This is a genomic window from Micromonospora sp. RL09-050-HVF-A (genome assembly GCF_019374995.1).
GTDB classification, from domain to species: Bacteria; Actinomycetota; Actinomycetes; order Mycobacteriales; family Micromonosporaceae; genus Micromonospora; species Micromonospora antibiotica.
This window is the reverse complement of sequence record NZ_JAGKQP010000002.1, coordinates 3,976,498-4,000,467: the sequence shown is the minus strand read 5'-3', so window position 1 is coordinate 4,000,467 and position 23,970 is coordinate 3,976,498. Positions and strand designations below refer to the sequence as shown.

The 23,970-nt window shown below is 72.9% G+C and carries 18 protein-coding genes, 1 tRNA gene and 3 pseudogenes; 12 read left to right on the top strand and 10 right to left on the bottom strand.

What is annotated here, in order from left to right; translation table 11 throughout:
* Window positions 1-213 precede the first annotated feature (213 nt).
* Window positions 214-888 (bottom strand): IclR family transcriptional regulator, encoded by a 675-nt coding sequence (locus tag J7462_RS17455; RefSeq protein WP_219465015.1) that lies wholly within the window; start codon window positions 886-888, stop codon window positions 214-216.
* Between the two features lie 62 nt (window positions 889-950).
* On the opposite strand from J7462_RS17455, the gene cysS reads away from it, so the two are divergent.
* Window positions 951-2,366: a cysteine--tRNA ligase gene (gene cysS / locus J7462_RS17450; RefSeq protein ID WP_219465014.1), complete on the top strand. Its 1,416-nt coding sequence runs from the start codon at window positions 951-953 to the stop codon at window positions 2,364-2,366.
* Window positions 2,366-3,532, top strand: a complete 1,167-nt coding sequence (gene rlmB, locus J7462_RS17445; protein WP_219465013.1) for a 23S rRNA (guanosine(2251)-2'-O)-methyltransferase RlmB — start codon at window positions 2,366-2,368, stop codon at window positions 3,530-3,532. The genes cysS and rlmB overlap by 1 nt, the downstream gene beginning before the upstream one ends.
* A 221-nt stretch (window positions 3,533-3,753) precedes the next feature.
* Here the strand turns inward: rlmB and J7462_RS17440 are convergent, their stop codons facing one another.
* Window positions 3,754-4,845 (bottom strand): ABC transporter ATP-binding protein, encoded by a 1,092-nt coding sequence (locus J7462_RS17440; RefSeq protein ID WP_219465011.1) that lies wholly within the window; start codon window positions 4,843-4,845, stop codon window positions 3,754-3,756.
* Window positions 4,846-5,211: 366 nt separating this feature from the next.
* Between J7462_RS17440 and J7462_RS17435 the strand changes: the two genes are divergently transcribed.
* From J7462_RS17435 to J7462_RS17415, 5 genes are all read left to right on the top strand, one after another.
* Window positions 5,212-5,288: transfer RNA gene (locus J7462_RS17435), tRNA-Thr, on the top strand.
* Between the two features lie 169 nt (window positions 5,289-5,457).
* Entirely contained in the window at window positions 5,458-6,555 is a 1,098-nt protein-coding gene (locus tag J7462_RS17430; RefSeq protein WP_219465009.1) for a hypothetical protein, read from the top strand.
* 109 nt (window positions 6,556-6,664) lie between these two features.
* The gene (locus J7462_RS17425; protein ID WP_219465007.1) at window positions 6,665-7,069 is read left to right on the top strand and encodes an AraC family transcriptional regulator; all 405 of its coding nucleotides are present in this window, start codon (window positions 6,665-6,667) and stop codon (window positions 7,067-7,069) included.
* Between the two features lie 35 nt (window positions 7,070-7,104).
* On the top strand, window positions 7,105-7,524 hold the full coding sequence (locus J7462_RS17420) for a VOC family protein (protein WP_091247537.1): 420 nt from the start codon (window positions 7,105-7,107) through the stop codon (window positions 7,522-7,524).
* A gap of 190 nt (window positions 7,525-7,714) precedes the next feature.
* Entirely contained in the window at window positions 7,715-8,137 is a 423-nt protein-coding gene (locus tag J7462_RS17415) for an ASCH domain-containing protein (protein ID WP_219465006.1), read from the top strand.
* Window positions 8,138-8,147: 10 nt separating this feature from the next.
* Here J7462_RS17415 and J7462_RS17410 read toward each other — a convergent pair whose 3' ends face one another.
* Together J7462_RS17410 and J7462_RS17405 are read right to left on the bottom strand one after the other, a co-directional pair.
* A complete protein-coding gene (locus J7462_RS17410; protein ID WP_219465004.1) occupies window positions 8,148-8,888 on the bottom strand; it encodes a hypothetical protein in 741 nt (246 codons plus the stop codon).
* A 187-nt stretch (window positions 8,889-9,075) separates the two neighbouring features.
* Window positions 9,076-9,663 carry a hypothetical protein gene (locus J7462_RS17405; RefSeq protein WP_219465002.1) on the bottom strand — a complete coding sequence of 196 codons (588 nt, stop codon included), beginning with the start codon at window positions 9,661-9,663 and terminating at the stop codon, window positions 9,076-9,078.
* Window positions 9,664-9,831: 168 nt separating this feature from the next.
* On the opposite strand from J7462_RS17405, the pseudogene J7462_RS17400 reads away from it, so the two are divergent.
* Both J7462_RS17400 and J7462_RS17395 read left to right on the top strand, forming a co-directional pair.
* Window positions 9,832-12,218: pseudogene (locus J7462_RS17400) on the top strand (M4 family metallopeptidase).
* Window positions 12,219-12,333: 115 nt separating this feature from the next.
* Window positions 12,334-13,089 (top strand): annotated as a pseudogene (locus tag J7462_RS17395) (enoyl-CoA hydratase/isomerase family protein); the annotation flags it as partial.
* A 131-nt stretch (window positions 13,090-13,220) separates the two neighbouring features.
* Here J7462_RS17395 and J7462_RS17390 read toward each other — a convergent pair.
* Window positions 13,221-13,664, bottom strand: a complete 444-nt coding sequence (locus tag J7462_RS17390; RefSeq protein WP_219464999.1) for an HNH endonuclease — start codon at window positions 13,662-13,664, stop codon at window positions 13,221-13,223.
* A gap of 520 nt (window positions 13,665-14,184) precedes the next feature.
* On the bottom strand, window positions 14,185-14,547 hold the full coding sequence (locus J7462_RS17385; RefSeq protein WP_219464997.1) for a hypothetical protein: 363 nt from the start codon (window positions 14,545-14,547) through the stop codon (window positions 14,185-14,187).
* A gap of 134 nt (window positions 14,548-14,681) precedes the next feature.
* On the opposite strand from J7462_RS17385, the gene J7462_RS17380 reads away from it, so the two are divergent.
* Both J7462_RS17380 and adhE read left to right on the top strand, forming a co-directional pair.
* Window positions 14,682-15,131 (top strand): hypothetical protein, encoded by a 450-nt coding sequence (locus J7462_RS17380; RefSeq protein ID WP_219464996.1) that lies wholly within the window; start codon window positions 14,682-14,684, stop codon window positions 15,129-15,131.
* Window positions 15,132-15,371: 240 nt separating this feature from the next.
* Window positions 15,372-17,945, top strand: a complete 2,574-nt coding sequence (adhE, locus tag J7462_RS17375) for a bifunctional acetaldehyde-CoA/alcohol dehydrogenase (RefSeq protein ID WP_219464994.1) — start codon at window positions 15,372-15,374, stop codon at window positions 17,943-17,945.
* A 55-nt stretch (window positions 17,946-18,000) separates the two neighbouring features.
* Here the strand turns inward: adhE and J7462_RS17370 are convergent, their stop codons facing one another.
* The gene (locus J7462_RS17370; RefSeq protein WP_219464993.1) at window positions 18,001-19,527 is read right to left on the bottom strand and encodes an FAD-dependent oxidoreductase; all 1,527 of its coding nucleotides are present in this window, start codon (window positions 19,525-19,527) and stop codon (window positions 18,001-18,003) included.
* A gap of 58 nt (window positions 19,528-19,585) precedes the next feature.
* A complete protein-coding gene (locus tag J7462_RS17365) occupies window positions 19,586-20,107 on the bottom strand; it encodes an MSMEG_6728 family protein (protein WP_219464992.1) in 522 nt (173 codons plus the stop codon).
* Between the two features lie 111 nt (window positions 20,108-20,218).
* Here J7462_RS17365 and J7462_RS17360 point away from each other — a divergent pair, with 111 nt between their 5' ends.
* Window positions 20,219-22,009, top strand: a complete 1,791-nt coding sequence (locus tag J7462_RS17360) for an NAD-binding protein (protein WP_255597768.1) — start codon at window positions 20,219-20,221, stop codon at window positions 22,007-22,009.
* On the opposite strand, the pseudogene J7462_RS17355 reads toward J7462_RS17360, so the two are convergent.
* Window positions 22,010-23,241: pseudogene (locus J7462_RS17355) on the bottom strand (APC family permease).
* 52 nt (window positions 23,242-23,293) lie between these two features.
* A complete protein-coding gene (locus tag J7462_RS17350; RefSeq protein ID WP_219464991.1) occupies window positions 23,294-23,809 on the bottom strand; it encodes a peptidoglycan-binding protein in 516 nt (171 codons plus the stop codon).
* Window positions 23,810-23,970: the final 161 nt, after the last annotated feature.

The following is a 23,970-nucleotide window of genomic DNA, read 5'->3' as shown; positions in this document are numbered from 1 at the left end:
CCCCTCACACCGTGCCATGTGGTAAGGCGGCGCAACCGATCCGCCGCCCACGATCCAGCCGCCCCCTTCCGTCGCGCGGACAGGTGGGCGGCCGGCGATGGCGCGTCTTGATCGACTCACCTGGGCCGAAGTTGCGGGGTGAGACTCGGCGGGAGACCGCTACCAAGGCCCACGTGAGTCGATCATCCTCGCTCTTCCCGACGGTGCGGGCGGTCAGGACAGGGCGGTGGCGATCGTCCGGGCGGCGGTGGTGACCTGCGGGCCGACGGTGTCGACCGGCAGCGGGGCCAGCGAGATCACCCCGACGCTCGCCTCCAGGCCGGGCACCCCGAGCACCGGCGCGGCCACCCCGTACGCCCCGGCCTGGAGTTCCCCGGCGGTGCTCACCGGGGCGGTGAGGCCGGCCCGCCCGGCGAGGACGGCCCGCCCGGCGGCCCCGCGTTCCAGCGGGTGCCGGGTCCCCGGCCGGTACGCCACGTGGAACGACGTCCAGCTCGGCTCGACCACGGCCAGGGCCACCCCTTCGCCGCCCTCCACCACGGTCAGGTGCGCGGTCGCCCCGGTCTGCTCGGCGAGCCGCCGCAGCGCGGGCAGCGCCCCTTCGGCGAGCAGCGGTTGGGCCCGCCGGGCCAGGTGCAGCACGCCGACACCGAGACGCAACCGACCGTCACCGCCCCGGCGCAGCATCCCGTGCCCGGTCAGCGCGCCGACCAGCCGGTAGACGGCGGCCCGGCCGATGCCGAGCCGGTGGGCGGCCTCGGTGACGGTCAGCCCGGTCGACGCGTCGGCGACCAGGTGCAGCAGGCGCAGGCCCCGGTCCAGGGTCTGCGCCGTCTCGCCACCCGCAGGCGTCTGGTTGCCCGGCTCGCCGGGGGCCGTCGTCTCCACAGCAGGAGCGTACGACCCGGCTCGGGCAGACCCCGGGGAGCACGGACAGCTACCCTTGTACGGTGACGCTACGCCTGTATGACACCGCCACCCGATCGGTGCGGGACTTCGTCCCGCGGGAATCCGGCAAGGTGGGGGTCTACCTGTGTGGTCTCACCCTCCAGGCCCCGCCGCACATCGGTCACCTTCGCTCCGGTGTCAACTACGACGTGTTGCGGCGCTGGCTGTCGGCCGCCGGCTTCGAGGTCACCTTCATCCGCAACGTGACCGACATCGACGACAAGGTCCTCGTCAAGGCGCAGGAGCAGGGCCGTCCGTTCTGGTCCATCGCGTACGCCAACGAGCTGGCGTTGGCCCGGTCCTACCGGGCGCTGAACGTGCTGCCGCCGACGTACGAGCCGCGGGCCACCGGGCACATCCCGGAGATGCACGAGCTGATCGCCCGGCTGATCGAGACCGGGCACGCCTACCCGGCCACCGACGGCTCCGGCGACGTCTACTTCGACGTGGCCTCCTGGCCGGCGTACGGGTCGCTGTCCGGTCAGTCGCCGGACGACATGCAGTCCGCCGGGGACGCCCCCGAGCGGGGCAAGCGGGACCCCCGGGACTTCGCGCTGTGGAAGGGCGTCAAGCCGGACGAGCCGGCCGACGCCTACTGGCCGTCCCCGTGGGGCCGGGGCCGCCCCGGCTGGCACATCGAGTGCTCGGCGATGTGCCAGCGTTACCTCGGGGCCGAGTTCGACATCCACGGCGGTGGGCTCGACCTGATCTTCCCGCATCACGAGAACGAGATCGCCCAGTCGCAGGCCGCCGGGCTGCCCTTCGCCCGCTGGTGGGTGCACCACGGGCTGCTCAGCATCGGCGGCGCCAAGATGGGCAAGTCGCTCGGCAACGCCCTCGACCTGAGCTATGTCGACTCGCTCGGGGTGCGCCCGGTGGAGCTGCGTTACTACTACGCGGCGGCGCACTACCGGTCCCGGATCGACTACTCGGAGGACGCGCTGCGCGAGGCGGCGGTGGCCTACCGGCGGATCGAGGGGTTCGTCCAGCGGGCCGTCGAGCGGGTCGGCCCGGGGCAGTTCGGGGAGCTGCCGGCGGCTTACGTCGCCGCGATGGACGACGACCTCAACACCTCCGCCGCACTGGCCGTCCTCCAGGCGACGCTGCGTGACGGCAACACCGCGCTGGCCGAGGGGGACGATGTGACCGTCCGCACCACCCTCGCCGCCACCCGGGCGATGCTGGATATCCTCGGTGTGGACCCCCTCGACCCGGCCTGGGCCGGCGGCGGCCGTGCCGACGACCTGCGCGGCGTGGTGGACTCCCTGATCGCGCTGGCCCTGGAGCAGCGCGCGCAGGCCCGCAGCCGTAAGGACTGGGCTGCCGCCGACGCTGTCCGCGACCAGCTCAAGCTGGCCGGCGTGGTCGTCGAGGACACCCCCCAGGGCCCCCGTTGGACTATTGGAGAGCAGGACTGATGGCCGGCAACTCGCAGCGCCGTGGCCGGCGACTGACGCCGAAGGCGGGTGCCCCCAAGGGCTCCGGTGGCAAGAACAAGGACTCCCTCGCGGGTCGGGGCAAGACCCTGCCCGCCGACGAGCGACCCTGGCACAAGGCGTACTCGGGCACCGAGAAGCTGCCCCAGCGCACCGCCTGGAAGCAGGACAAGGAGCGCAGGGCGGCGGTCGAGGAGGGCCGGGCCCCCAAGATCGGCCAGCCCGGCACCAAGGACACCACCTGGGGCAAGGGCACCCGGGGGATGGCCCCGGTCCGGGCCGGCGCGGGCGGTCGCGGTGGCGCGGGTACGGGTCGCGGTGGCGCAGGCGGTCGGGCCGGCGCGGGTACGGGCCGTGGTGGTCCCCGGGTCGCGCCGGGGCGTAAGTCGAACCCGTCCCGGGACACCCCGGAGCTGCTCGTCGGCCGGAACCCGGTGCTGGAGGCGTTGCGCGCCCAGGTGCCGGCGACCGCGCTGTATTCCGCGCAGGGCATCGACGCCGACGACCGGATCAACGAGATCACCCGGACGGCCGCCGACCGGGGCATCGCCATCCTGGAGATCAGCCGGGCCGAGCTGGACCGGATGACCGGCGGTGTGCTGCACCAGGGCGTCGGCCTCCAGGTGCCGCCGTTCGCCTACGAGACCTTCGAGGACCTGGTGGCCGTCGCGCTGGAGCAGGCTGCTCCGCTGCTGGTCGCGCTGGACGGGGTCACCGACCCGCGCAACCTGGGTGCGGTGATCCGGTCGGCTGCCGCGTTCGGTGCGCAGGGTGTCTTCGTACCCGAGCGTAGGGCCGCCGGGATCACCGCGACCGCCTGGCGGACCAGTGCCGGTGCGGCGGCGCGGGTGCCGGTCGCCCAGGTCACCAACCTGACCCGGTCGCTCAAGGCGTGCCAGGAGGCCGGCTTCATGGTGGTCGGCCTGGACGCCGACGGCGACACCGACCTGTACGACCTGGAGGCGGCCGTCGGTCCGCTGGTCGTGGTGGTCGGCTCCGAGGGGCGTGGCCTGTCCCGGCTGGTCGGGGAGACCTGCGACCTGACCGTCAGCATCCCGATGATCTCCGAAGTGGAGTCGCTGAACGCCAGCGTCGCCGCCGCCGTCACCCTCGCCGAGGTGGCCCGCCGCCGCGCTGCGGAAGGCTGACCGGCCGCTGGCACCGGTGCGACCCGGCCGCCGGCACCGGTGCGAACCCGGCCGGGTAGACCGGCCGCTGGCTCCGGTGCGAACCCGGCCGGGTAGACCGGCCGCTGGCTCCGGTGCGAACCCGGCCGTCCCGGGGCGGTCACCCGCCGGCACGGCCGGGGGACGACAGACGAAGAAAGGGGCGGTCCGCCGAAGCGGACCGCCCCTTTCGCGTGGTGGAATCAGATGCGCTGGCCGGTGGCCGCGTTGAAGACGTGGTTGCGGCCGGCACGCGGCTTGACGAACACGGTGTCACCCATGTTCGGCATGGTCCGCCGGTCGGTGCGGACCACGAAACGCTCCTCGTGGCCCTCCAGCGCGGCGTGACCGTAGACGTTGGCGTCCGAGCCGAGGTCCTCGACCAGCTCGACCACGACCGGCATGCCGCCCTCGGTCGGGCTGACCAGGTCGCAGTCCTCCGGCCGGAAGCCGACGGTGACCTTGTCGTTGCCACCCTCGCCCCGGGCCGCCTCGACCTGCTCGCGGGTCAGCGGGATGTGCAGCTCGGCGAAGGCCGCGCCCCGCTCGTTGAGCGGAACGGTCTTGATGTTCATGGCGGGGGAGCCCATGAAACCGGCGACGAAGACGTTGGCCGGGGTGTCGTAGAGCGCCCGGGGGGTGTCCACCTGCTGCAGGACGCCGTCGAGCATGACCGCCACCCGGTGGCCCATGGTCATGGCCTCGACCTGGTCGTGGGTGACGTAGACCGTGGTGATGCCGAGCTTCGCCTGGAGCGAGGCGATCTGGGTACGGGTCTGCACGCGGAGCTTGGCGTCGAGGTTCGACAGCGGCTCGTCCATGAGGAAGACCTGCGGCTCGCGGACGATCGCCCGGCCCATCGCGACGCGCTGGCGCTGACCACCGGAGAGCGCCTTCGGCTTGCGGCTGAGGTACTCCTCCAGCTGGAGCAGGCCGGCGGCCTCCTTGACCCGACGGTCGATCTCGGCCTTGGGGGTCTTGCGCAGCTTGAGGGCGAACGCCATGTTCTCGTACACCGACATGTGCGGGTAGAGGGCGTAGTTCTGGAAGACCATCGCGATGTCGCGGGCCTTCGGCGGGAGGTGGGTGACGTCCCGCTCGTCGATGTAGATCGCGCCGTCGTCGACGTCCTCCAGGCCGGCGAGCATCCGCAGGCTGGTGGACTTGCCGCAACCCGACGGACCGACCAGGACGAGGAACTCCCCGTCGCCGATCTGGAGGTCGAGCTGGTTGACCGCGGGGCGTTCGGTGCCCGGGTAGATCCGGGAGGCCTTCGCGTACGTGACCGTAGCCATGGTGGTGCGCTTCCTTTCACCGGCAGGAACGTGCCGGACGATCCGAGTGAAGGAGCTGTCGGCACCCACGGTGCCGACCCACGGACCACCTCCGGGAGGCAGTCGCAGCCGACCCCGGGTGTCATCCGTGTCACTGCACGGTAAACGGGATTTCCAGCCGTGCCAAGACGGGATACATCGAGTGGGACGGACGGCATACGCATTTCGGTCAGGCGGGCACGGCCGGGCATCAATCCCCTCGCCTGACGGGCGTGCGGTACGCCGATTCGTCGGTGGGACGGGCGGAAGATTGACGTTTTCCATGCTCGGGGACCCTGCCGGCCGGGATTTCCCGACGTCAGTCGCTATGCTGACGTCGCACCACGCGCCCCTGTAGCTCAGCTGGCCAGAGCACTCGCCTTGTAAGCGAGATGTCGCCGGTTCGATCCCGGCCGGGGGCTCCAATTCCACAGCACGGCCGCCATTGGCGTTGCCGCCTGTCGATCCGTCGACACCCGCCGGGCACGCTCCTGCCGCCACCTCCGCCCTGCGTGACCGAATGGTCACTTCCGGTGGATGAATCGAGCTGGTTGAGTGGAAGGACCCACCCCACCGGCTGAGACGGGCTGCCTCATGATCCTTATCGCCCCGCGTCGACTGTGCACCATCCTCACCGCCGGTCTGCTGGCGGCGACGTTGCTCGCGCCCGGCGTCGCCATGGCCGCGCCGAGGACGGGCAGTGTCCCGGCCTGCCTGATGCATCCGCTGCCCCTGCCGGCCGGTGGGGGCCTGGCCTGGGACGCGATGTTCGTCGACCCGGCCGGCCGGTTCATCGTCGGCACCGGTCGGCGGGCCACCGACCAGGGGCAGGAGCCGGTGCTGGTGCGGTGGGACGGTCCCCGCGTCACCGTGTTGACGAGATCACCCGGGCTGCTGGTGGCCGTCAACCGGCACGGCGTCCTGGTCGGTGACAGCTCCACCGGTGCCGGCAACCGACCGTGGCGTTTCCGGGACGGCCGGGTGGAGTGGCTGCCCCTGCCGCCGAGCGGGATCGGCGGCTATGTCACGGCCGTCAACAGCCGGGGGGACATCGTCGGCTTCGGCGGCTACCTGGAGGAGCCGGTGACCCTGCGCTGGCCGGTCGACCGGCCGGACACCGTCGAGGTTCTCGAGCCCGGCGGCCTCCCGGTGGCGATCCTCGACGACGGCACCATCGTCGGCGAGGTCCCCGGCGAGGAGGACCGTTCGTCGCACGGTCCCGGAGCGCACGGTCCCGGAGTGCGTGGTCCCGGTGCGCGTGGTGCCGGCGGGGAGCGCGGGGTCGCCCCGCCGCCCGTCGCCTGGGTGCGTCGTCCCGACGGACGGGTCGACCGGCTCACCGCGCCCGGCGCGGTGAAGTCGACGGTGCGGGTGGCCCGGGGGAACTGGGCGGTCGGCCAGGTCGCCGACACGGCGGACGGGCAGTACGGGCAGATGGTGCGCTGGGACCTGCGCACCGGGGTGGCGACGCCGGTCAGACCGGGACTGATCGCCATGACGGGCGTCAACGCATCCGGTGGACTGCTCTCCGACTCGGTGGTCGATCACCTTGACCGTCGGGTGCCGCTGCGCAGCGTCGTCTCGGACCCGGTGACCCGCGTCGTCGCCGAGGCGATCGCCGACAACGGTCTGGTCGTCGGCCGGGCCGCCGGCCGGCAGGTCTCCTTCCCGGTCCGGTGGAGCGGCTGCTGAGCGGTCCGGATCTCCGCAGGACGCATCGTCGCCGGTCGCGGCGGGGCCCGCCGGTCGGTCCGGCTGGGTAGCCTGGTCGGCGCGGGGCTAGGACGACGGGCGGGGGCCGATGAGTCGTGCGGTGGAGCAGTCGAACCGGGCCATGTTGCGGGCCCGGGACGCGATGGACCGGGCGTACGCCGAACCACTGGACATCCCGGCGCTGGCCCGGATCGCGCTGGTCTCCGAGGCGCACTTCATCCGCACCTTCCGGGCCACCTTCGGCGAGACCCCGCACCGCTACCTGCAACGACGTCGGGTGGAACGGGCGATGTCGATGCTGGTGGAGACCGACCGGGACGTCACCGAGATCTGTTACGCCGTCGGGTTCAGCAGTCTCGGCTCGTTCAGCCGTACCTTCCGGCAGATCGTCGGCGAGTCGCCCACCGGATACCGCAGCAGCCGGTCGGCGGGCGACGGGCCGGTGCCGAGTTGCTTCGCCAAGGCCTGGACCAGGCCCAGCAGTTTTGGATAAGCAGCAGGTCAGGGGCCTGGCATAGCGTTCCCGGCATGACGATGAACGCGATCACCCGGTCCCAGCTCTACGTCCTCGACCAGGACGAGGCGCTCGACTTCTATGTCGGCAAGCTGGGCTTCGAGGTCAATACCGACCAGGATCTGGGCTTCATGCGGTGGCTGACGGTCAACGTGCCCGGCGATCCGCAGCGGGAGGTGCTGCTGGAGAAGCCCGGCCCGCCCGCGCTGGACCCGGCGACCGCCGAGCAGGTCCGGGAGCTGCTGACCAAGGGCGCGATCGGCGGGTGGCTGAGCATCACCACCGACGACGCCCACAAGACGTACGAGGATCTGGTCGGCAAGGGCGTCGACATCACCGACGAGCCGACCGAGCGCCCGTACGGCATCGACTTCGGCATCCGGGACCCGTTCGGCAACCGGATCCGCATCGGCCAGATGTTCCCCCGGGCCTGAGGGCGGCGTGGTCGGGAAGCGCGGGTTACGCTCGCGCCTCCCGAGCCTGACGAGGTGGCGACGGGTGTGCGGCTGCTCTACCTGGCCCGGCACGGCGAGCAGGAGGGTCGTGCGGCCGACGGTGGGCGCTGCGCCCGGGGCCGCCGGAATACCGGGTGTGGGCGGCGTGGTCGGCGGCTACCGTCGCCCGATGACCACGCCGAGTTTTCCCGATCTGCCGAAGTGTGAGTTCGCCTTTCCCGGTCCGCTGCGCGACCAGCTCGTCGCCGCCGTGCTCAGCGGGGAGAAGACCTCCACCACCGGGCTGCTCCAGGATTACGAGCGTGACGGTGAGCCGTTGCCCGTCGTGGGTGACCGGGCGGTGGTGGTCGACTCCGCCGACCGTCCGGTCGCGGTGATCGAGTTGACCGAGGTACGGCTGGTCCGGCTCGGTGACGTCGACCTCGATCACGCCCGGGACGAGGGCGAGGGGTACGACTCGGTGGCGGCCTGGCGGGCCGGCCATGAGGGGTACTGGCACGGGTCGGACTATCTGGGCTGGCTCGGTGACCCCGGGTTCCGGGTGGACGACGACACCGTCGCCGTGGCCGAGCGTTTCCGGGTGGTCGGGTGAGGCTGGCCGGTCAGCCGGTGGGCTGTTCCAGCTCGTCGCGTACCGCCAGGAAGTCCTCCTTGCGGTCGGGCTGCTTGGTGGCGGTCAGGAAGACCACCACCCCGGCGATCTCCGGGTCGGCCCAGGCGCAGGCGGTGAGATGACCCTCGTCGGCGGTCCGGCCCCGCCCGCAGCGGGCCTCGCCGCCGAACCGGCCGAACTCCACCGTCCTGAGCTTCGGAATCCGGTACGGCTTGAGTAGTCGGGCCAGGGTGGCCTGCGGGTCGGTGATCCGGCCCGAGACGGCGCTCACGATGATCGTCTCGGGGCCGTTCCGGCCCCGGCCGTACGTTCTCTCGACGGTGCTGGTGGCCGGGCTGGCCTCCTGGGCCAACTCGTTCAGCCGGAACCGGGGCAGTCCGGCCGGCAGCGGGGCACCCGAGCGGGGCAGACCGAGCAGGGTGTCCGGGGTCCGCAGCGTCCGTGCCGCCGCTGTCGGGGCGGGGTCCGCCGGCTGCCCGGCGTCGGCCACCGCGCAACCGGAGACCAGGACGGCGGCGACCACCGCCGGCAGCACCCCGGCCAGGCCGACCGGTCGACGCGCACCGGCCTGGTGACGCACCCCGGCCAGGCCGACCGGTCGACGCGGGCCGGCCTGGTGGCGCACCTCGGCCGGGCCGACCGGTCGACGCGCACCGGCCGGGCTGGCCGGGCGGCGCGGATCGGCCGGGTCGAGCGGGCGGCGCGGACCGGCGGGTCGTCTCTTCGGCACAACGCTCCTCGCGGGAATCGGAGCGGGTAGGTTATCCGACCAGTGTCGCCCCGGTTTGTCGTCGGTCCCCCGATTTCGCGGTGGGCGGTTCTCCGGTCCGGGGCGGCGGAATCGGGTGTGGTCGGGCACCGCACCCGGGGTCGGGTGCGGTGCCCGCTCGGAGGGTCGACGGCCACCGCGTCGGTGGTCAGCCGGTCGTGGTGGTCTTCAGCAGCAGGGCGGCCAGTTGGGGTGCGGCGGCCGGCGGTTGCGGACCGCTCGGGCAGTCGGACCACTCGACGATGCGGGTCCCGACGGTGAGTTGGTAGGAGTAGGTGTCCGCGCAGCGGCCGTCGGGCGGGCCGCCGCGGCTGCGGGTGGCCGGGCCGGTGAGCGTCCGGAGCTGGTCGAGCTGTGTCGGGGTGAGCTGGCCGGTACGGGTCGTGCCGGCCCGGTCGGTCGTGGTCCACCGACCGTCGGGCTCGACGGTCACCGTGTCGCGGTTCCCGGCGAAACCTCCGGAGCGGGTCAGGGTGACCCGGTCGACGGTGGTGGCGGACCCGGTGCCCCCGGGGCCCCGCGTGGTGCCGGCTTGGGTCGTCGCGCCCGGGGTGACGCCACCGGCTGCGGCGGTCGGAGCGGCGGGGGTGGTGGTGGTCGGGGTGCCGGGGGTGGTGGCCGTCCCGGTGGGGGCGGTGGACGGCGTCGCGGGTGAGCCCGGGTCACTCGCTGAGCAGCCGGTCAGCAGGCCGAGGGAAACCGTGATCGTGGTCAGGACCAGGGCGGATGATCTCATGCCGTTCCGACGCGCATCGACGTCAATCGGTTCCCTGGGCAAGGTGCCTCCTCCGTTCGGCCAGTGTCGTGTCATGGAACCGTTCCATCCCTTCTCTTTTCTTCGATGTATCGCTATATCTACATGCGTGACCACCCCCGTCACATCTTTCCCTTGCCAGGAGGGCACGTGAAAAGACCCCTCGCCGCCGTCAGCACAGCTCTGCTCACCAGCGGATTGCTGACCTGCGTCGCCACCGCAGCGCAGGCGGCCCCGGCCGCCCCGCTCCGGACACCGCCCCTGCCGCCCGCGCCGAGAGTCTGCTGCGCAGCAACCCCGGTGCCGTGCAGGGCGCCAGCGGAGAGGCCTACCAGGCCGTCCGCACCAAGGTCGACGCCAACGGCGCCGCGCACGTCCGCTACACCCGCACCTACCAGGGTCTGCGGGTGTACGGCGGTGACTTCGTCATCCACACCGCGCCCAACGGGACCCTCGCCGGCACCTCGGTCGGCCTGTCCGCTCCGCTCGCCCTGGGCACCACCGCCAAGATCAGCCCGGCGGCGGCCAAGGCGACGGCCCGCAAGGCGTTCTCCGGCAAGATCACCGAGGTGGGTACGCCGGAACTGTTCGTCGACGCCACCTCCGGTAAGGGCCGGCTCGCCTGGGAGACCGTGCTGTCCGGCTGGAAGGCCGACCAGCAGACCCCGTCGAAGCTGCACGTCATCACCGACGCCAGCACCGGCCGGGTCATCGGCGCGCACGACGAGATCGAGTCCGTGGTCGGCAGCGGCCAGGGCATCTACACCGGCTCGGTCAGCATCGACACCACGCTCTCCGGCAGCACCTACCAGATGATCGACCCGTCGCACGGCAACGGCCGCACCTGCGACATGAACAACGGCACCAGCACCTGCACCACGTTCACCGACGCCGACAACGCCTGGGGCGACGGCACCAACACCAACCGGCAGTCCGCCGGCGTCGACGCCCACTTCGGTGCGGCCAAGACGTTCGACTACTTCAAGAACGTGCACGGCCGCAACGGCATCTTCGGCAACGGCACGGGTGTGCCCAGCCGGGTGCACTACGGCCGCAACTACGTCAACGCCTTCTGGGACGGCGCCCAGATGACCTACGGCGACGGCGCCAGCAACTCCCGGCCGCTGGTCTCCCTCGACGTGGCCGGCCACGAGATGAGCCACGGCGTCACCGAGGCCGTCTCCGGCCTGGTCTACTCCGGCGAGTCGGGCGGCCTCAACGAGGCCACCAGCGACATCTTCGGCAACATGGTCGAGTTCTACGCCGCCGCGCCGAGCGACCCGGGCGACTACCAGGTCGGCGAGAAGATCAACATCAACGGCAACGGCACCCCGCTGCGCTACATGTACAACCCGTCGCTGGACGGCTCGTCCGACTCGTGCTGGAGCACCAGCACCAAGAACAAGGACGTGCACTACTCCTCCGGCGTCGGCAACCACTTCTTCTTCAACCTCGCCGAGGGCACCGGTGCCACGTCGTACGGCACCTCGCCGGTCTGCGGCTCCGCCCCGGCGGTCACCGGCATCGGCCGGGAGAAGGCCGAGAAGATCTGGTTCCGCGCCCTGGACGTGTACTTCACCTCCAACACGTCGTACGTCAACACCAGCACCCCGGCCAACACCGCCCGCGCGTACAGCCTCAAGGCGGCGACCGACCTGTACGGCAGCTGCTCCACGGAGTACAAGGCCGTCCAGGCGGCGTGGACCGCGGTCAACGTCGCCGGCAGCGACGCCCCCTGCTCCTCCACCGGTAACGACTTCTCCGTCTCGCTCTCCCCGACCTCCGGTTCGGTGACCGCGGGCGGTTCGGTCGCCACCACCGTCGCCACCGCGACCACCAGCGGCACCGCGCAGACCGTGACGTTCTCCGCGTCCGGCCTGCCGACCGGCGCGACCGCGTCGTTCAGCCCGGCCTCGGTGACCTCGGGCGCCTCGTCGACCCTGACCATCGCCACCTCGGCCAGCACCCCGGCCGGCAGCTACCCGGTGACGGTCACCGGCACCGGCGCGGTGGCCCACTCGGCCAGCTACACGCTGATCGTGAGCAGCGTCGGTGGCAGCTGCACCGCCGGCCAGCTCCTGGGCAACCCCGGCTTCGAGTCGGGCAACACGGTCTGGGCGGCCAGCACGGGCGTCATCGGGCAGAACGGCGCCAGCCAGCCCACCCACGGTGGCACCTGGAACGCCTGGCTGGGCGGCACCGGTGGCACCCTGACCGAGACGCTCTCCCAGTCGGTGAGCGTGCCGGCCGGCTGCTCGACGTACAACTTCAGCTTCTGGCTGCACATCGACACCCGGGAGGTCAGCTCCACCACCGCGTACGACAAGCTGACCGTGCAGGTGCTCAACTCCTCCGGCACCGTGCTGGCGACCCTGGCGACCTACTCGAACCTGAACAAGGCCACCGGGTACACCCAGCGCTCGTTCTCGCTGGCCGCGTACGCCGGCCAGAGCGTGACCCTGAAGTTCACCGGCACCGAGGACGCCTCGCTGCGGACGTCCTTCGTGGTCGACGACACCGCGCTCGACGTCTCCTGACCTGATCGTCGTGCCAGCGGGCCCGACGGCCACCCCTCCCGGGTGGTCGTCGGGCCCGCGCCGTTATGGTCGCCGCACCGACGCGGCACGTGCCGGTGCGGCGACGAGAGGGGTGGTGGCGGTGTCGGACGCGGAGTTGACCGTCGGGGTGACCGGCGCGGTGGCGACGGTGACGATCCGGAACCCGGGCCGGCGCAACGCGATGACCCCGGCCATGTGGCGTCGGCTGCCGGTGCTGCTGGACGGGCTGGAGTCCGACCCGGCCGTGCGCGCCCTGGTGCTCACCGGTGCCGACGGGGCGTTCTGCGCCGGCGCCGACCTCGGCGACCTCGACGAGCTGCTGGACGCGAACGGGGAGGTGGGCGACGCGGTCGCCGCCGAGGAACGGTTGGCGGCGTTCGCCAAGCCCACCGTCGCGGCGGTGCAGGGCCCCTGTGTGGGTGGTGGTTGTCTGCTCGCGGTCGCCTGTGACCTGCGGATCATCGCCCCGGACGCCCGTTTCGGGGTGCCGCCGGCCCGGCTCGGGCTGGTCTATCCGGCACCCAGCACCCGACGGTTGACCCGGCTCGTCGGCCCGTCCACGGCCAAGTTCCTGATCTTCACCGCCGAGTTGATCGACGCCGAACGGGCGCTGCGGGTCGGCCTGGCCGACGAGGTGGCCGACGACCTGACCGGCCGGGTCACCGCGATCACCGCCGCCATCGCCGCGCGCTCCCAGCTCAGCGTCGCCGCCGCCAAGGAGATCATCGACGACCGGGCCGGACCGGCCAGGATCGCCTGGTGGCACCGCAAGGTGCAGGACAGCGGCGAGGCCCGGGAGGGCGTCGCCGCCCACCACGAACGCCGCCCACCCGACTTCCCCTGGTCCCCGACGGCGTTCACTGACCGTCAGTCACCCCGACTGCCAACGGCGGGTGGTGAGGCCGGTGGGGTGGTGAGGGCCGGCGGGCGTCGCGCCGGGGCGTACCCGACGCGACCCCCTGTGCCCGCCGGCCGGTCCCGTCACCGCCCGGCGAGGCTCGCCCAGCTCGGCGTCGCCGGCTCCCGCCGCAGCGGCATGCCGGCCTCGGCTGGCGTCCGGTCCCCCTTACGCTGGTTGCACCCGTAGCAGGCGGCGGTGGTGTTCCGCCAGGTGTTCCGGCCGCCGCGCGAGCGGGGCAGCACGTGGTCCACGGTGCCGGCCAGCCCGCCGCAGTACGCGCACCGCCCACCGTCGCGGCGCAACACCCCCGCCCGGGACCAGGCCGGCCCGGCGCTGAACCGCCAACGGGTGACGACGTACCGGACGAGGCGGACCACCCGGGGGACGGGGAAGACCCCGATCACCCGGTCCGGCTCGGCCTCGTGGATCTCGGCGACCCGACGGCACAGCATCCGGATCGCATGTTGGACGGTGACCCGGTGCAGCGGGCCGAGGTCGGCGTTGATGACGAGGACGGCGTCCACCGGGCTCTCCCCTCACGGTCGGCGGTCGATCGGTCTGTCGGGCCGGTCGGCGGGGCCGCCCGTCCGGAGTGGGACCGGGTCGGACGGGCCCACTGCCGGGTCCTGGTGTCGGCCCCGGACGACGAAGGCCGCCCGGTCCTCAGGTGGGACGGGGCGGCCGGCGCGTACGGGCACGCGTCAGTCGGGATTCCCGTCCCGGGGGTGTTCGGCTCGGTAACCGTCGATGGGTAGCGTCGACCACGCGCTGGTGTGGTGCGGCGACGTCATGGCGTGCTCCCGGTTCGACTGGTTGACCTTGCGCGGACCACGGTAGGCGTGGCGCTGAGGGCGGGCAACGCATTTCGATGCCCAGGCTGCTCCAGGCCCCGCACCCGACGCGGGTCGACCGGAGCCCCGCCCTGCTGCCACCCCGCCGTGGGGCGGCCGCGCGCCCACGCGGCGACCCCGCCGACGGCTACGGGCAGGTCGACCGGGCGGTGCCGGGGCGGCCATGTGCAGACCGGTCGATGCCGTGGGCAGGTTACGAGCGGACCGACCAGACGGTGACGTCGACCGAGGCCGGCTGCGCCTGGTAGCGGTTGTGGTCGATCCGGACGTAGTTGACCACCGTCGGGTCGCCCGGGTCCGGCTGGCAGTAGGTGACCGGGGTGGGTTCGAGCTGTTCGAGGTCGATGCTCGAATACCGCTGCGCCTTCGGGTTGCGGCAGCCCTCATAGCTGAGGTCGGTCGGGTCGTCGGTCCAGTTGTAGAGGGCGAGCTGGTGGTCCTTCCCCTGGAAGATCAGGGTGCCCGCACCGGTGCCCTTCGCCAGTCGGGGCTTCGGCAGGAAGTAGACCGAGTCCCCGTCGAGCAGCTTCCAGTGCGGCGCGTCCTTCGGCGGCACCCAGTCCGGCCCGACCGGCCCGGGGGTGGGCGCCGGCCGGGTCGTGGGGGTCGGGCCGGGCCGGCCGTGGGCCCGTCCGGCCCGGGGTCGGGATCGCCGGGGTGGTGGTGGGCGTCGCCCCGGACGGATCGACGGTGGGTGTCGGCCCGACCGGGGTCGCCGTGACGCTGGGGTCGGCCGACGAGGCGTCGACGGAGGTCGTGGGGGAGGCGCTGCGCGCGTCCGGCGTGCGGTCCGTCGGCCAGGAGAACACGGCCACCGTACCGACGATCACCAGCAGCAGCGCGGCGATCCCCGCCGGCAGCCGCCAGCGTCGCCAGCGGCGGCGCAACCCCGGTGCCGACGGAGTGGGGTCTGCTCCGGTCGGTGCGTCGGACGCGGGCGGGGTCGGCCCCGGCGGCAGGGCGGCGGCGTCCGCCGCCGCCCGGGACAGCCGTGGGTCGATCGCGCTGAACAGGGACAACAGCCCGAGCGCGCTCGCGGCGAAGACGCCGGCCAGGCCCACCAGGGCATTGGCCTTGTCGACCCCGATCCGCCAGGCCAGCACCGCCACCCCGATGGCGGCCACGGTGAGCAACGTGTAGGCCTTTCGCGGTCCCGTCATGCGAATCATGGTGGCCGGGGGCGACGGGACACGGTGTCGGGTAGGCGACGCTGCGTGCTCGCCGGGTGACATCGGGACCTTCGGCCGACCGGAGGCACCCGGGACGGCGTGACGACGGGACCTTTGGCCACCGTCGGACGGGTCCTTGCGCCCCACCGCCGAGACGGCCGTCGATGGATGCTGAGGGTGTCCGAGACGCCGCCAACCGCCGAGGTGAAACATGTCGACCGAACTCGCCACCACGATCGACGCCCTGGTCGCCGCCGGCCTCAAAGCCCTGGCCGACTACGACCGGTACGACCAGGAGCAGATCGACCACATCGTCCGCAAGGCGTCGGTGGCCGCGCTGGACCGGCACGCCGCCCTCGCCCAGCTCGCCGTCGCCGAGACCGGTCGGGGGGTGTTCGAGGACAAGGCGGTGAAGAACATCTTCGCCTGCGAACACGTCACGCACAGCATGGCGAAGACCCGTACCGTCGGGGTGATCAGTCGGGACGAGATCAGCGGCATCGTCGAGATCGCCGACCCGGTGGGCGTGGTCGCCGGGATCACCCCGGTCACCAACCCCACCTCGACCACCATCTTCAAGGCGCTGCTGGCGCTCAAGACCCGCAACCCGATCATCTTCGCCTTCCACCCGGCGGCGCAGCGGTGCAGCGTCGAGGCCGCCCGCACGGTACGCGACGCGGCGGTCGCCGCCGGAGCGCCCGAGCACTGCATACAGTGGATCGAGGAGCCGTCGGTCGAGGCGACCACCGCGCTGATGCACCACCCCGGGGTCGCCACCATCCTCGCCACCGGCGGCAACGCCATGGTCCGGGCCGCCTACTCGGCGGGGAAGCCGGCGCTCGGTGTGGGCGCGGGCAACGTGCCGGCCTGGATCGAGGCGAGCGCCAAGCTCAAGCGCGCGGTCAACGACATCGTGCTGTCCAAGTCGTTCGACAACGGCATGATCTGCGCCTCCGAGCAGGCCGTCATCCTCGACGCGGCGATCCACGACGCCGCCATCGACGAGTTCCGCACCCTGCACGCCCACCTGGCGACCCCGGCGGAGAAGGAGAAGCTGGAGGCGCTGCTGTTCCCCGCCGGGAAGCTCAACCCCGACGTGGTGGGCCGGACGGCCGCCTGGATCGCCGACGCCGCCGGGATCACCGTCGCCCCGGACACCTCGATCATCCTGGTCGCGGTCGACCGGGTCGGCCCCGACGAGCCGCTGACCCGGGAGAAGCTCTGCCCGGTGCTGGCCGTGCTGCGCGCCGACAGCCGCGAGCAGGGCCTACGGTACGCCGAGCAGATGGTCGAGTTCCACGGGCTCGGGCACAGCGCGGTCATCCACACCGCCGACGAGGAGCTGGTGGAGGAGTTCGGCCGCCGGGTCAAGGCAGTCAGGATCATCTGGAACTCGCCGGCCTCGCAGGGCGGCATCGGCGACATGTACAACGCGTTCCTGCCGTCGCTGACGCTGGGCTGCGGCAGCTACGGGCGTACCTCGGTGTCGGACAACGTCTCGGCGGTGAACCTGCTCAACATCAAGCGGATCGGCCGGCGGAACAACAACATGCAGTGGTTCAAGGTCCCGTCGAAGATCTTCTTCGAGGCGAACGCGATCCGCTACCTCGCCGAGATGCCCGACGTGCACCGGGTCACCGTGGTCACCGACGCCACCATGACCCGGCTCGGCTTCGTCGACCGGATCAACCGGGTGCTGCAACGCCGCCCCGAGCGGATCGCCCTCCAGATCATCGACGACGTGGAACCCGAGCCGAGCGTCGACACCGTCGACCGGGGGGCCGCGCTGATGCGGGCCTTCCGCCCCGACACCATCGTCGCCCTCGGCGGCGGCTCGGCGATGGACGCGGCCAAGGTGATGTGGCTGCGCTACGAGCACCCGGACGTGGTCTTCGACGACATGCGGGAGAAGTTCTTCGACATCCGCAAGCGCGCCTTCACCTTCCCCACCCTCGGCGCGCTGGCCCGGCTGGTCTGCGTACCGACCACGTCGGGCACGGGCGCGGAGGTGACCCCGTTCGCGGTGATCACCGACCACCGGACCGGCAAGAAGTACCCGCTGGCCGACTACGCGCTCACCCCGACCGTGGCGATCGTCGACCCGGTGCTGACCGCCAGCATGCCGGCGACCATCGCCGCCGACAGCGGCTTCGACGCCCTCACCCACGCCATCGAGGCGTACGTGTCGGTGTACGCGAACGACTTCACCGACGGGCTCGCCCTGCACGCCATCCGGCTGATCTTCGGCAACCTGGAACGGGCGGTGGTCGACGCCGACCCCGAGGCGCGGGAACGGATGCACAACGCGGGCACCATCGCCGGGATGGCGTTCGGCAGCGCCTTCCTCGGCATCGTGCACGCCATGTCGCACACCCTCGGTGCGACGTTCCACATCGCCCACGGCCGGACCAACGCGGTGCTGCTGCCGCACGTGATCCGCTACAACGGCACCGTCCCGGCGAAGCTGTCCGGCTGGCCGCGTTACGAGAGCTACCGGGCCCCGGAACGGTTCGCCGACATCGCCAAGCTGCTCGGCCTGCCGGCGGGCACCCCGGCGCAAGGGGTGGCGTCGCTGGCCGAGGCGGTGGAACGGCTGCGCGACGCGGTCGGCATCGAACCGTCGTTCGCCGCGATCGGTGTCGACCGGGCGGCGTTCGAGGCGGCGCTGCCACAGCAGGCCCTCAACGCCTACGAGGACCAGTGCGCCCCGGCGAACCCCCGGATGCCGATGCTCGACGACATGCAGCAGCTCATGCGGGACGCCTACCAGGGCACGTCGCGCTGACCGGGTGGCCCGACAGCCCGCCCGGCCAGGGGACCGGGCGGGTTCGGCGGGCGGTTCACTTCCCGGCGAGCAGTCCCCGGGGGCGGATCGAGCGGACCGGCTCGGTGGCGGCCCCGGCGGCGCGCAGGATGTGGTTGGCGGCGATGATCCCGGTCGCCGCCGACCGTTCCATCAACGCGCTGGGGAAGTCGGTGCCGATGCCGTCCCCGGCCAGGTAGAGGCCCTCGGCGTCGGTGCGTACCCCCGGCCGGCCGGGGTGGCTGCCCGGGGTGAACGCCGGGGCCTGCGCCTCGACCCGGGCGCGCAGCTCACGGACGCCCAACCCGGCGACCTCCGGCCAGAGCGTGACCAGTTCGGTGCGCATCCGTTCGGCCAGCTCCTCGGCCGGCACCCCCTCGTCGCAGGCGTACGCGTGCAGCTCCACCACCGCGCCGCCGGTGCGTTGCGCCCAGCGCCGGGACTCGTTCTCCAACCGGTGGTAGAGGGTCACCGAGTCCAGGGTGGGCTGGCGGGACACCCCGCTGAACACCGCCCGGTCGGCCCGGACGTCCCCGTCGAGCCAGTACCGCGCCACCGCGTACGGCGGGCCGGGCCGACCGAACGCGGGCATCCGCGCCACCAGCTCGGGCGCCACCGCGACCAGGCCGGGGGAGGCGTCGACCAGCGCCGCCAACGCGGGCGGGTCGACGGCCAGCACCACCTGCCCGGCGGGGTGGACCGTGCCGTCGGCGGTGGTCACCCGCCAGCCGTCCGGCTCCCGGTCCAGCCGGGCGACCGCCGAAGCGGTGTGCACCCGGCCGCCGTGCTGCTCCACGTACCGGGTCAGTGGCTGCCAGATCGCCGTGGCGTAGTCCTCGTCGGGGCAGTCGAACGCCAACCCCTCCGGGTTGCCCAGCAGATAGAAGTGGAACTGGGCGATCATCTCGGCGGCCGACATCTCGGTCTCGTGGTTGAAGAACGAGTGCGAGAAGACCTCGAACAGCATCGCCCGCGCCCGGTCCGGCAGCTTCAGCGAGGCGAGCAGCGCGTCGGCGGTGGTGTCGTCGAACTCGGCGTAGGTGCGCACCGGGTCGTAGCTGAGCAGCGGCAGCGCGGCGTCCCGGTCCATGGTGCGCAGGTCGGCCAGGCGCAGGCTGGGGCTGCGCAGCAGTAACGCGAGCAGGTTGGCCGGCGGGGCCGGGGGCAGCCGGCCGAACTCCTCGGTGGGCCACTGCGCGGACAGGATCGGATAGCCGGGGATCGGCTTGAGGAAACCGAGCGTCGGATCGACCCGCCGCAGGATCGACCGCCAGTTGTAGTACTGCCGGAAGAACGCGTGGAAGCCGTGCTCGTTGACCTGGCTGCCGTCGGCGAGCGCCTCCGGCCACGCGCCGAGCCGGCCACCCAGCGTCGGCGCGGCCTCCAGCACCGTCACGTCCACCCCGCGTTCGGCGAGCACCACCGCCGCCGACATGCCGGCGATCCCGCCGCCCACCACCACGGCCGTGGTCGGCCGGACCACCCGGGGGGCGCCACCCCCGCCCGGGTCCACCACATGCTCGCGTACGCCGATGAGCCGGCCCAGCTTCTGCGACAGCGCCATGTGCACCTTCCGACCCGAGGGACCCCCAGTCTGCCCGACCAGGCCCGATCCGGCCCGGTCAGGACGGTGCGGCACCGCCACCGGAGGCGTCGGCGGGTCGGCTGGCGGCGGCGAGCGGGGGACGGTCGGACGGCGGCCAGACGTACTCCAGATCGGACGGCACGTCGCCGAACTGCGGGCGGTAGTGCTCCGGGTCCTTGCGCAGCAGCGCCGACCGGTGGCTGCGGTGCAGGTCCTCACGACCCAGCCAGGGTGGCAACTCACCGGCGGCGGCCAGCTCGGCCTGGCTGCGGACCCGGCCGTCGCCCCGGGCGGCGGTCAGGTCGGTGACCAGGGTCGACGCGCAGGTGTCCGCCCGGCCCGCCGCCGCCCAGACCGCGCACACGTCCAGCCCGTACCGGGTCAGCGCCTCCTCGTAGCCGGCCCACATCTTCACCGCCGGGTGGTTGCGCCAGCCGTACCCCGGCCGGGTCAGCCCGCGCAGCACCTGGAGCGCCTCCACCCGCTGCTTGCCCAGCCGCCGCTGGTCGAGGGACCGCGCGCTGGCCAGAAAGTCCGGGTACGGCAGGAACGTCTGCACGCCCGCTGCTCTACCCGCCGCCACGCCCACCATGCCTGCCTGACCGACCGGTACCGTCCGGTGCGCGCACCAGGGCTGCGTCCCCGGCGACCGGCTGGCTACCATCCGGGCATGGCCGAACCCCTGCGGGACCGGGCCCGGCGCGCGACCGGCTGGCGGTTACGGATGAACGGCGACACCCGTCCGCACTACGTGGTCTGCGGCAACGACCCGCTGGCGTACTGGGTGGTCCGGGCGCTGCTCGGCACCGAGCTGGCCCACGGCCGGGTGCGGATCACCCTGGTGGTGCCGGAGCGCCGCCGCTCGGAGGGCCCCGACGGGCGGGACGTCGACGGGGTGCAGGTGATCCGGGCCGACCGGCTCGACGAGGCCACCTTCCACCGGGCCGGCCTGGCCGGGGCGGACGGGTTGGCCCTGCTGCACCAGGACGACGTGGGCAACATGCACGCCGCGCTCTGCGCGCAGGAGGTGGAGCCCCGGCTGCGCCTGGTGGTCCGGATGTTCAACACCAGCCTCGCCAACGGCCTGCGGCAGCTCTTCCCCGACTCGGCGGTCCTCTCCGACGCCTCGATGGCCGCCCCGGCGTTCGTCGCCGCCGCCCTCGGTGAGGTGGCCCCGACCCACTTCCGGCACGGCGGTCGCACGCTCTACGTGGCCCGCCGCGCCGACGTCCGCCCCGCCGACGTGGTCTGCGGGTTGGCCGTCACCACCGATCCGGACCTGGTCCGGGTGCTGCCCGCCGACGAGAAGGCCGCCGACGTGGTGCTCGCCGAGGCGACCGGGCAGCCCGCCGGCACCGAGCTGGCGGCCCGCCGGCTGGTCCGGGCCCGACGTCGCCGCCGACCCCTGGCGGTGCTGCTGCGGGCGGTCCGCAGCTTCGCCACCCGCAAGATCGGCATCGCGGTGCTGACCCTGCTCGGGGTGATCGCCCTGCTCGGCTGGCTCAACGCCCGTGCGGTCGCGGTGAGCTGGACGGAGGCGCTCTACCTGACCCTGGTCACCACGCTCAGCGGCCAGGACCCGGACGTCACCAAACCGGCCGCCGCCCAGATCATGCAGGTGGTGCTCAACCTGGCCGGGCTGGCGCTGATCCCGCTGATCACCGCCGTGGTGGTCGACGGCATCGTCAACGCCCGGCTGGCCCTGCACGCCGGGCGCATCCAGCCGGAACGCGCCGGGCACGTGGTGGTCGTCGGGCTGGGCAACATCGGTACCCGGGTGATGGCGCAACTGCACGACTTCGGCGTCGAGGTGGTGGCGATCGACCGCAGTGCCGAGGCGCGGGGTGCGGCGCTGGCCCGGCGGCTGGGCGTACCGCTGATCGTCGGGGACGCCGCCCGGGAGGAGACGTTGCTCTCGGCCTCGGTGGAACACTGCCAGGCGCTGGTGGTGGTCTCCACCGACGACGGGGTCAACCTGCGGGCCGCGCTCAACGGCCGGGCGCTCAACCCGGAGCTGCGGGTGGTGCTGCGGCTCTTCGACGGCGACTTCGCCGAACGCATCCAGCGGGCGTTCGGCATCGGCATCTCACGCAGCGTGTCCTACCTGGCTGCCCCGTCCTTCGCCGCCGCCCTGCTGGACCGGGCGGTCATCGCCACCATCCCGGTCGACCGGCACGCCCTGCTGGTGGTGGAGGTGCCGGTGGTGGCCGGTGCCGCGCTGGACGGCCGCCCGCTCGGCGCGGTGGCCCGCCCCGGCGAGGTGCGCCTGCTGGCCCACTCCCGGGTCGGGCAGAAGACCGACTGGCGGGCGGACCCCCGGATGGTGATCTCGGCGGGGGACCGGCTGACCGTGGTGGCCCGCCGGGCCGGGCTGGCCGCCCTGCTCCGCGAGACCACCCCGCCGCCACCGGCCCCGCCGCCGTCCGCCGGGGTGCCGGCCTCGCGTGATCCGCAGGAGTGACTAGCGGGGGCGCAGGGCGTACCAGAGCGCGCCGAGGGCGAGCACCCCGAAACCGGCGAGGACGCTGGCGGCCGGCAGGTTGACCGCGAGCAGCAGGCAGCCGACCAGCCCCAGCGCGGCGAGCGCCCGGACGGGCACCCGTCGGGTCGGGTCCGGGCCCAGGGTCCACGCGGCGGCGTTGGTGATCGCGTAGTAGACCAGCACCGTGCAGCTGGAGAAGCCGATCGCGCCCCGGACGTCGCCGAGCGCCACCACCGCGACCACCACGGCGGCCACGGTCAGCTCCGCGCGGTGCGGGACGGAGTGCACCGGGTGTACGGCGGCCAGCGCCCCCGGCACGTCCCGGCGGCGGGCCATCGCCAGCAGGGTGCGACCCACCCCGGCGAGCAGGGAGAGCAGCACCCCGGTCACCGCCACCGTGGCCCCGGCCCGGACCACCCAGGCCAGGCCGGGCAGCCCCGCGACGGTCACCACGTCGGCCAGCGGCGCGACGGAGGCGGCCAGCCGGTCGGGGCCGAGCACGCCGACGGCGACCACGGCGAGGACCAGGTAGACCGCCAGCACCACCCCGAGGGCCAGCGGCACCGCCCGGGGGATCGTGCGGGCCGGGTCGCGGACCTCCTCACCGAGGGTGGCGATCCGGGCGTACCCGGCGAAGGCGAAGAAGAGCAGCCCGGCGGCGGTGAGCACGCCCCGGGCCGTACCGCCGCCCTCGGCGAGCCGGTCGAACCGGACGTCCCCGGCGGTCAGGCCGGTCACCGCGACCAGGGCCAGCACCGCCAGCACCACGACCACCAGCACCTTCGTGGCGGCGACCGTGCGGGTGACGCCGCGCAGGTTCACCCCGGTCACCGCGAGCACCGCGCCGACCGCGACCAGCCGGGCCTGCCCGGCCACAGGTACGCCCCGATGGTCAACGCCATCGCCGCGCAGCTCGCCGTCTTGCCGACCACGAAACCCCAACCGGCGAGGAACCCGGCGAACGGGCCGAGGCGCTCCCGGCCATAGACGTAGCTGCCGCCCGATTCCGGGTAGCGGGCCGCCAGCCGGGCCGAACTGGTCGCGTTGCAGTAGGCGACGAACCCGGCCAGCGCCAGCGCCACCAGCAGCCCGGCCCCACCGGCTGCGGCGGCGGCCGGGGCGAAGACCACGAACACGCCCGCGCCGAGCATCGCCCCGAGCCCGACCACCACCGCATCGGGTACGCCCAACCGCCGGCTCAGTCGATCCACCAGCGCAGGTTAGAGACCGGAGGTGAACGGGTGGTACCCGGCGCGCAGCCGGTCAGGAGCAGATGCTGAAGTTCGCGTAGGTGTACGAGAGGAGTTGCCACTCCAGGTCGGGGCCGAGGCTCATGTCCCACCTGCCGTCGGCGCGGCGATCGAAGTAGATGAAGTTGGTGCCGGCACCGTCGTAGTAGAACCACGACTCGTAGACGCTGAGGCGGGTTGCCGCCTTGGCCAGGGTCCCGGAGCCGACCACGCCGTCGCTGCGTAGGCCCCGGTCGCTCTGCCACTTCGTCGTGGCGGAGGTCGTGACCGGCCCGAACCGACAGTCGATTCCGGAGCGGTCGAGATAGCCGTCGGCCCACAGGATCATCTGCCACATGGCGACGACGTTGCTGTGCGGGCGCGTCGAGGCGGAGACGGGGCCCTCATCCGCCCAGTCGTCCGCCCATGCCCCCGCACCCGCGACGTACCCCTGGCTGACGGAAGCCGACGCCGGCGCTGCGGAAATGGCGAGAGCGCCGAGCACGGCGACGACCACCGCCGTCGCGACGACCCTGATGCGCAGAAACATGGGTATCCCCCTCTGACTGCCGGACGGGCTCCGCTGGACACAGGCTTGACGATTTCTCGTCCGTTGTCAGGCAGCCTTCCGTCGTCAGGAAGGCGGGAAGCGGACAGCTGGCCCGGGGCCGGGTGGGGCGACCATCCTCGTATCCCCCGCTCCGCTCTGCC

Excerpts from the sequence above, each read along its gene's own strand:
- rlmB (WP_219465013.1), top strand. The coding sequence starts at position 2,366 with ATGGCCGGCAACTCGCAGCGCCGTGGCCGGCGACTGACGCCGAAGGCG.
- J7462_RS17440 (WP_219465011.1), bottom strand. The coding sequence starts at position 4,845 with ATGGCTACGGTCACGTACGCGAAGGCCTCCCGGATCTACCCGGGCACC.
- J7462_RS17430 (WP_219465009.1), top strand. The coding sequence starts at position 5,458 with ATGATCCTTATCGCCCCGCGTCGACTGTGCACCATCCTCACCGCCGGT.
- J7462_RS17425 (WP_219465007.1), top strand. The coding sequence starts at position 6,665 with ATGAGTCGTGCGGTGGAGCAGTCGAACCGGGCCATGTTGCGGGCCCGG.
- J7462_RS17420 (WP_091247537.1), top strand. The coding sequence starts at position 7,105 with ATGACGATGAACGCGATCACCCGGTCCCAGCTCTACGTCCTCGACCAG.
- J7462_RS17415 (WP_219465006.1), top strand. The coding sequence starts at position 7,715 with ATGACCACGCCGAGTTTTCCCGATCTGCCGAAGTGTGAGTTCGCCTTT.
- J7462_RS17405 (WP_219465002.1), bottom strand. The coding sequence starts at position 9,663 with ATGAGATCATCCGCCCTGGTCCTGACCACGATCACGGTTTCCCTCGGC.
- adhE (WP_219464994.1), top strand. The coding sequence starts at position 15,372 with ATGTCGACCGAACTCGCCACCACGATCGACGCCCTGGTCGCCGCCGGC.
- J7462_RS17370 (WP_219464993.1), bottom strand. The coding sequence starts at position 19,527 with ATGGCGCTGTCGCAGAAGCTGGGCCGGCTCATCGGCGTACGCGAGCAT.
- J7462_RS17360 (WP_255597768.1), top strand. The coding sequence starts at position 20,219 with ATGGCCGAACCCCTGCGGGACCGGGCCCGGCGCGCGACCGGCTGGCGG.
- J7462_RS17350 (WP_219464991.1), bottom strand. The coding sequence starts at position 23,809 with ATGTTTCTGCGCATCAGGGTCGTCGCGACGGCGGTGGTCGTCGCCGTG.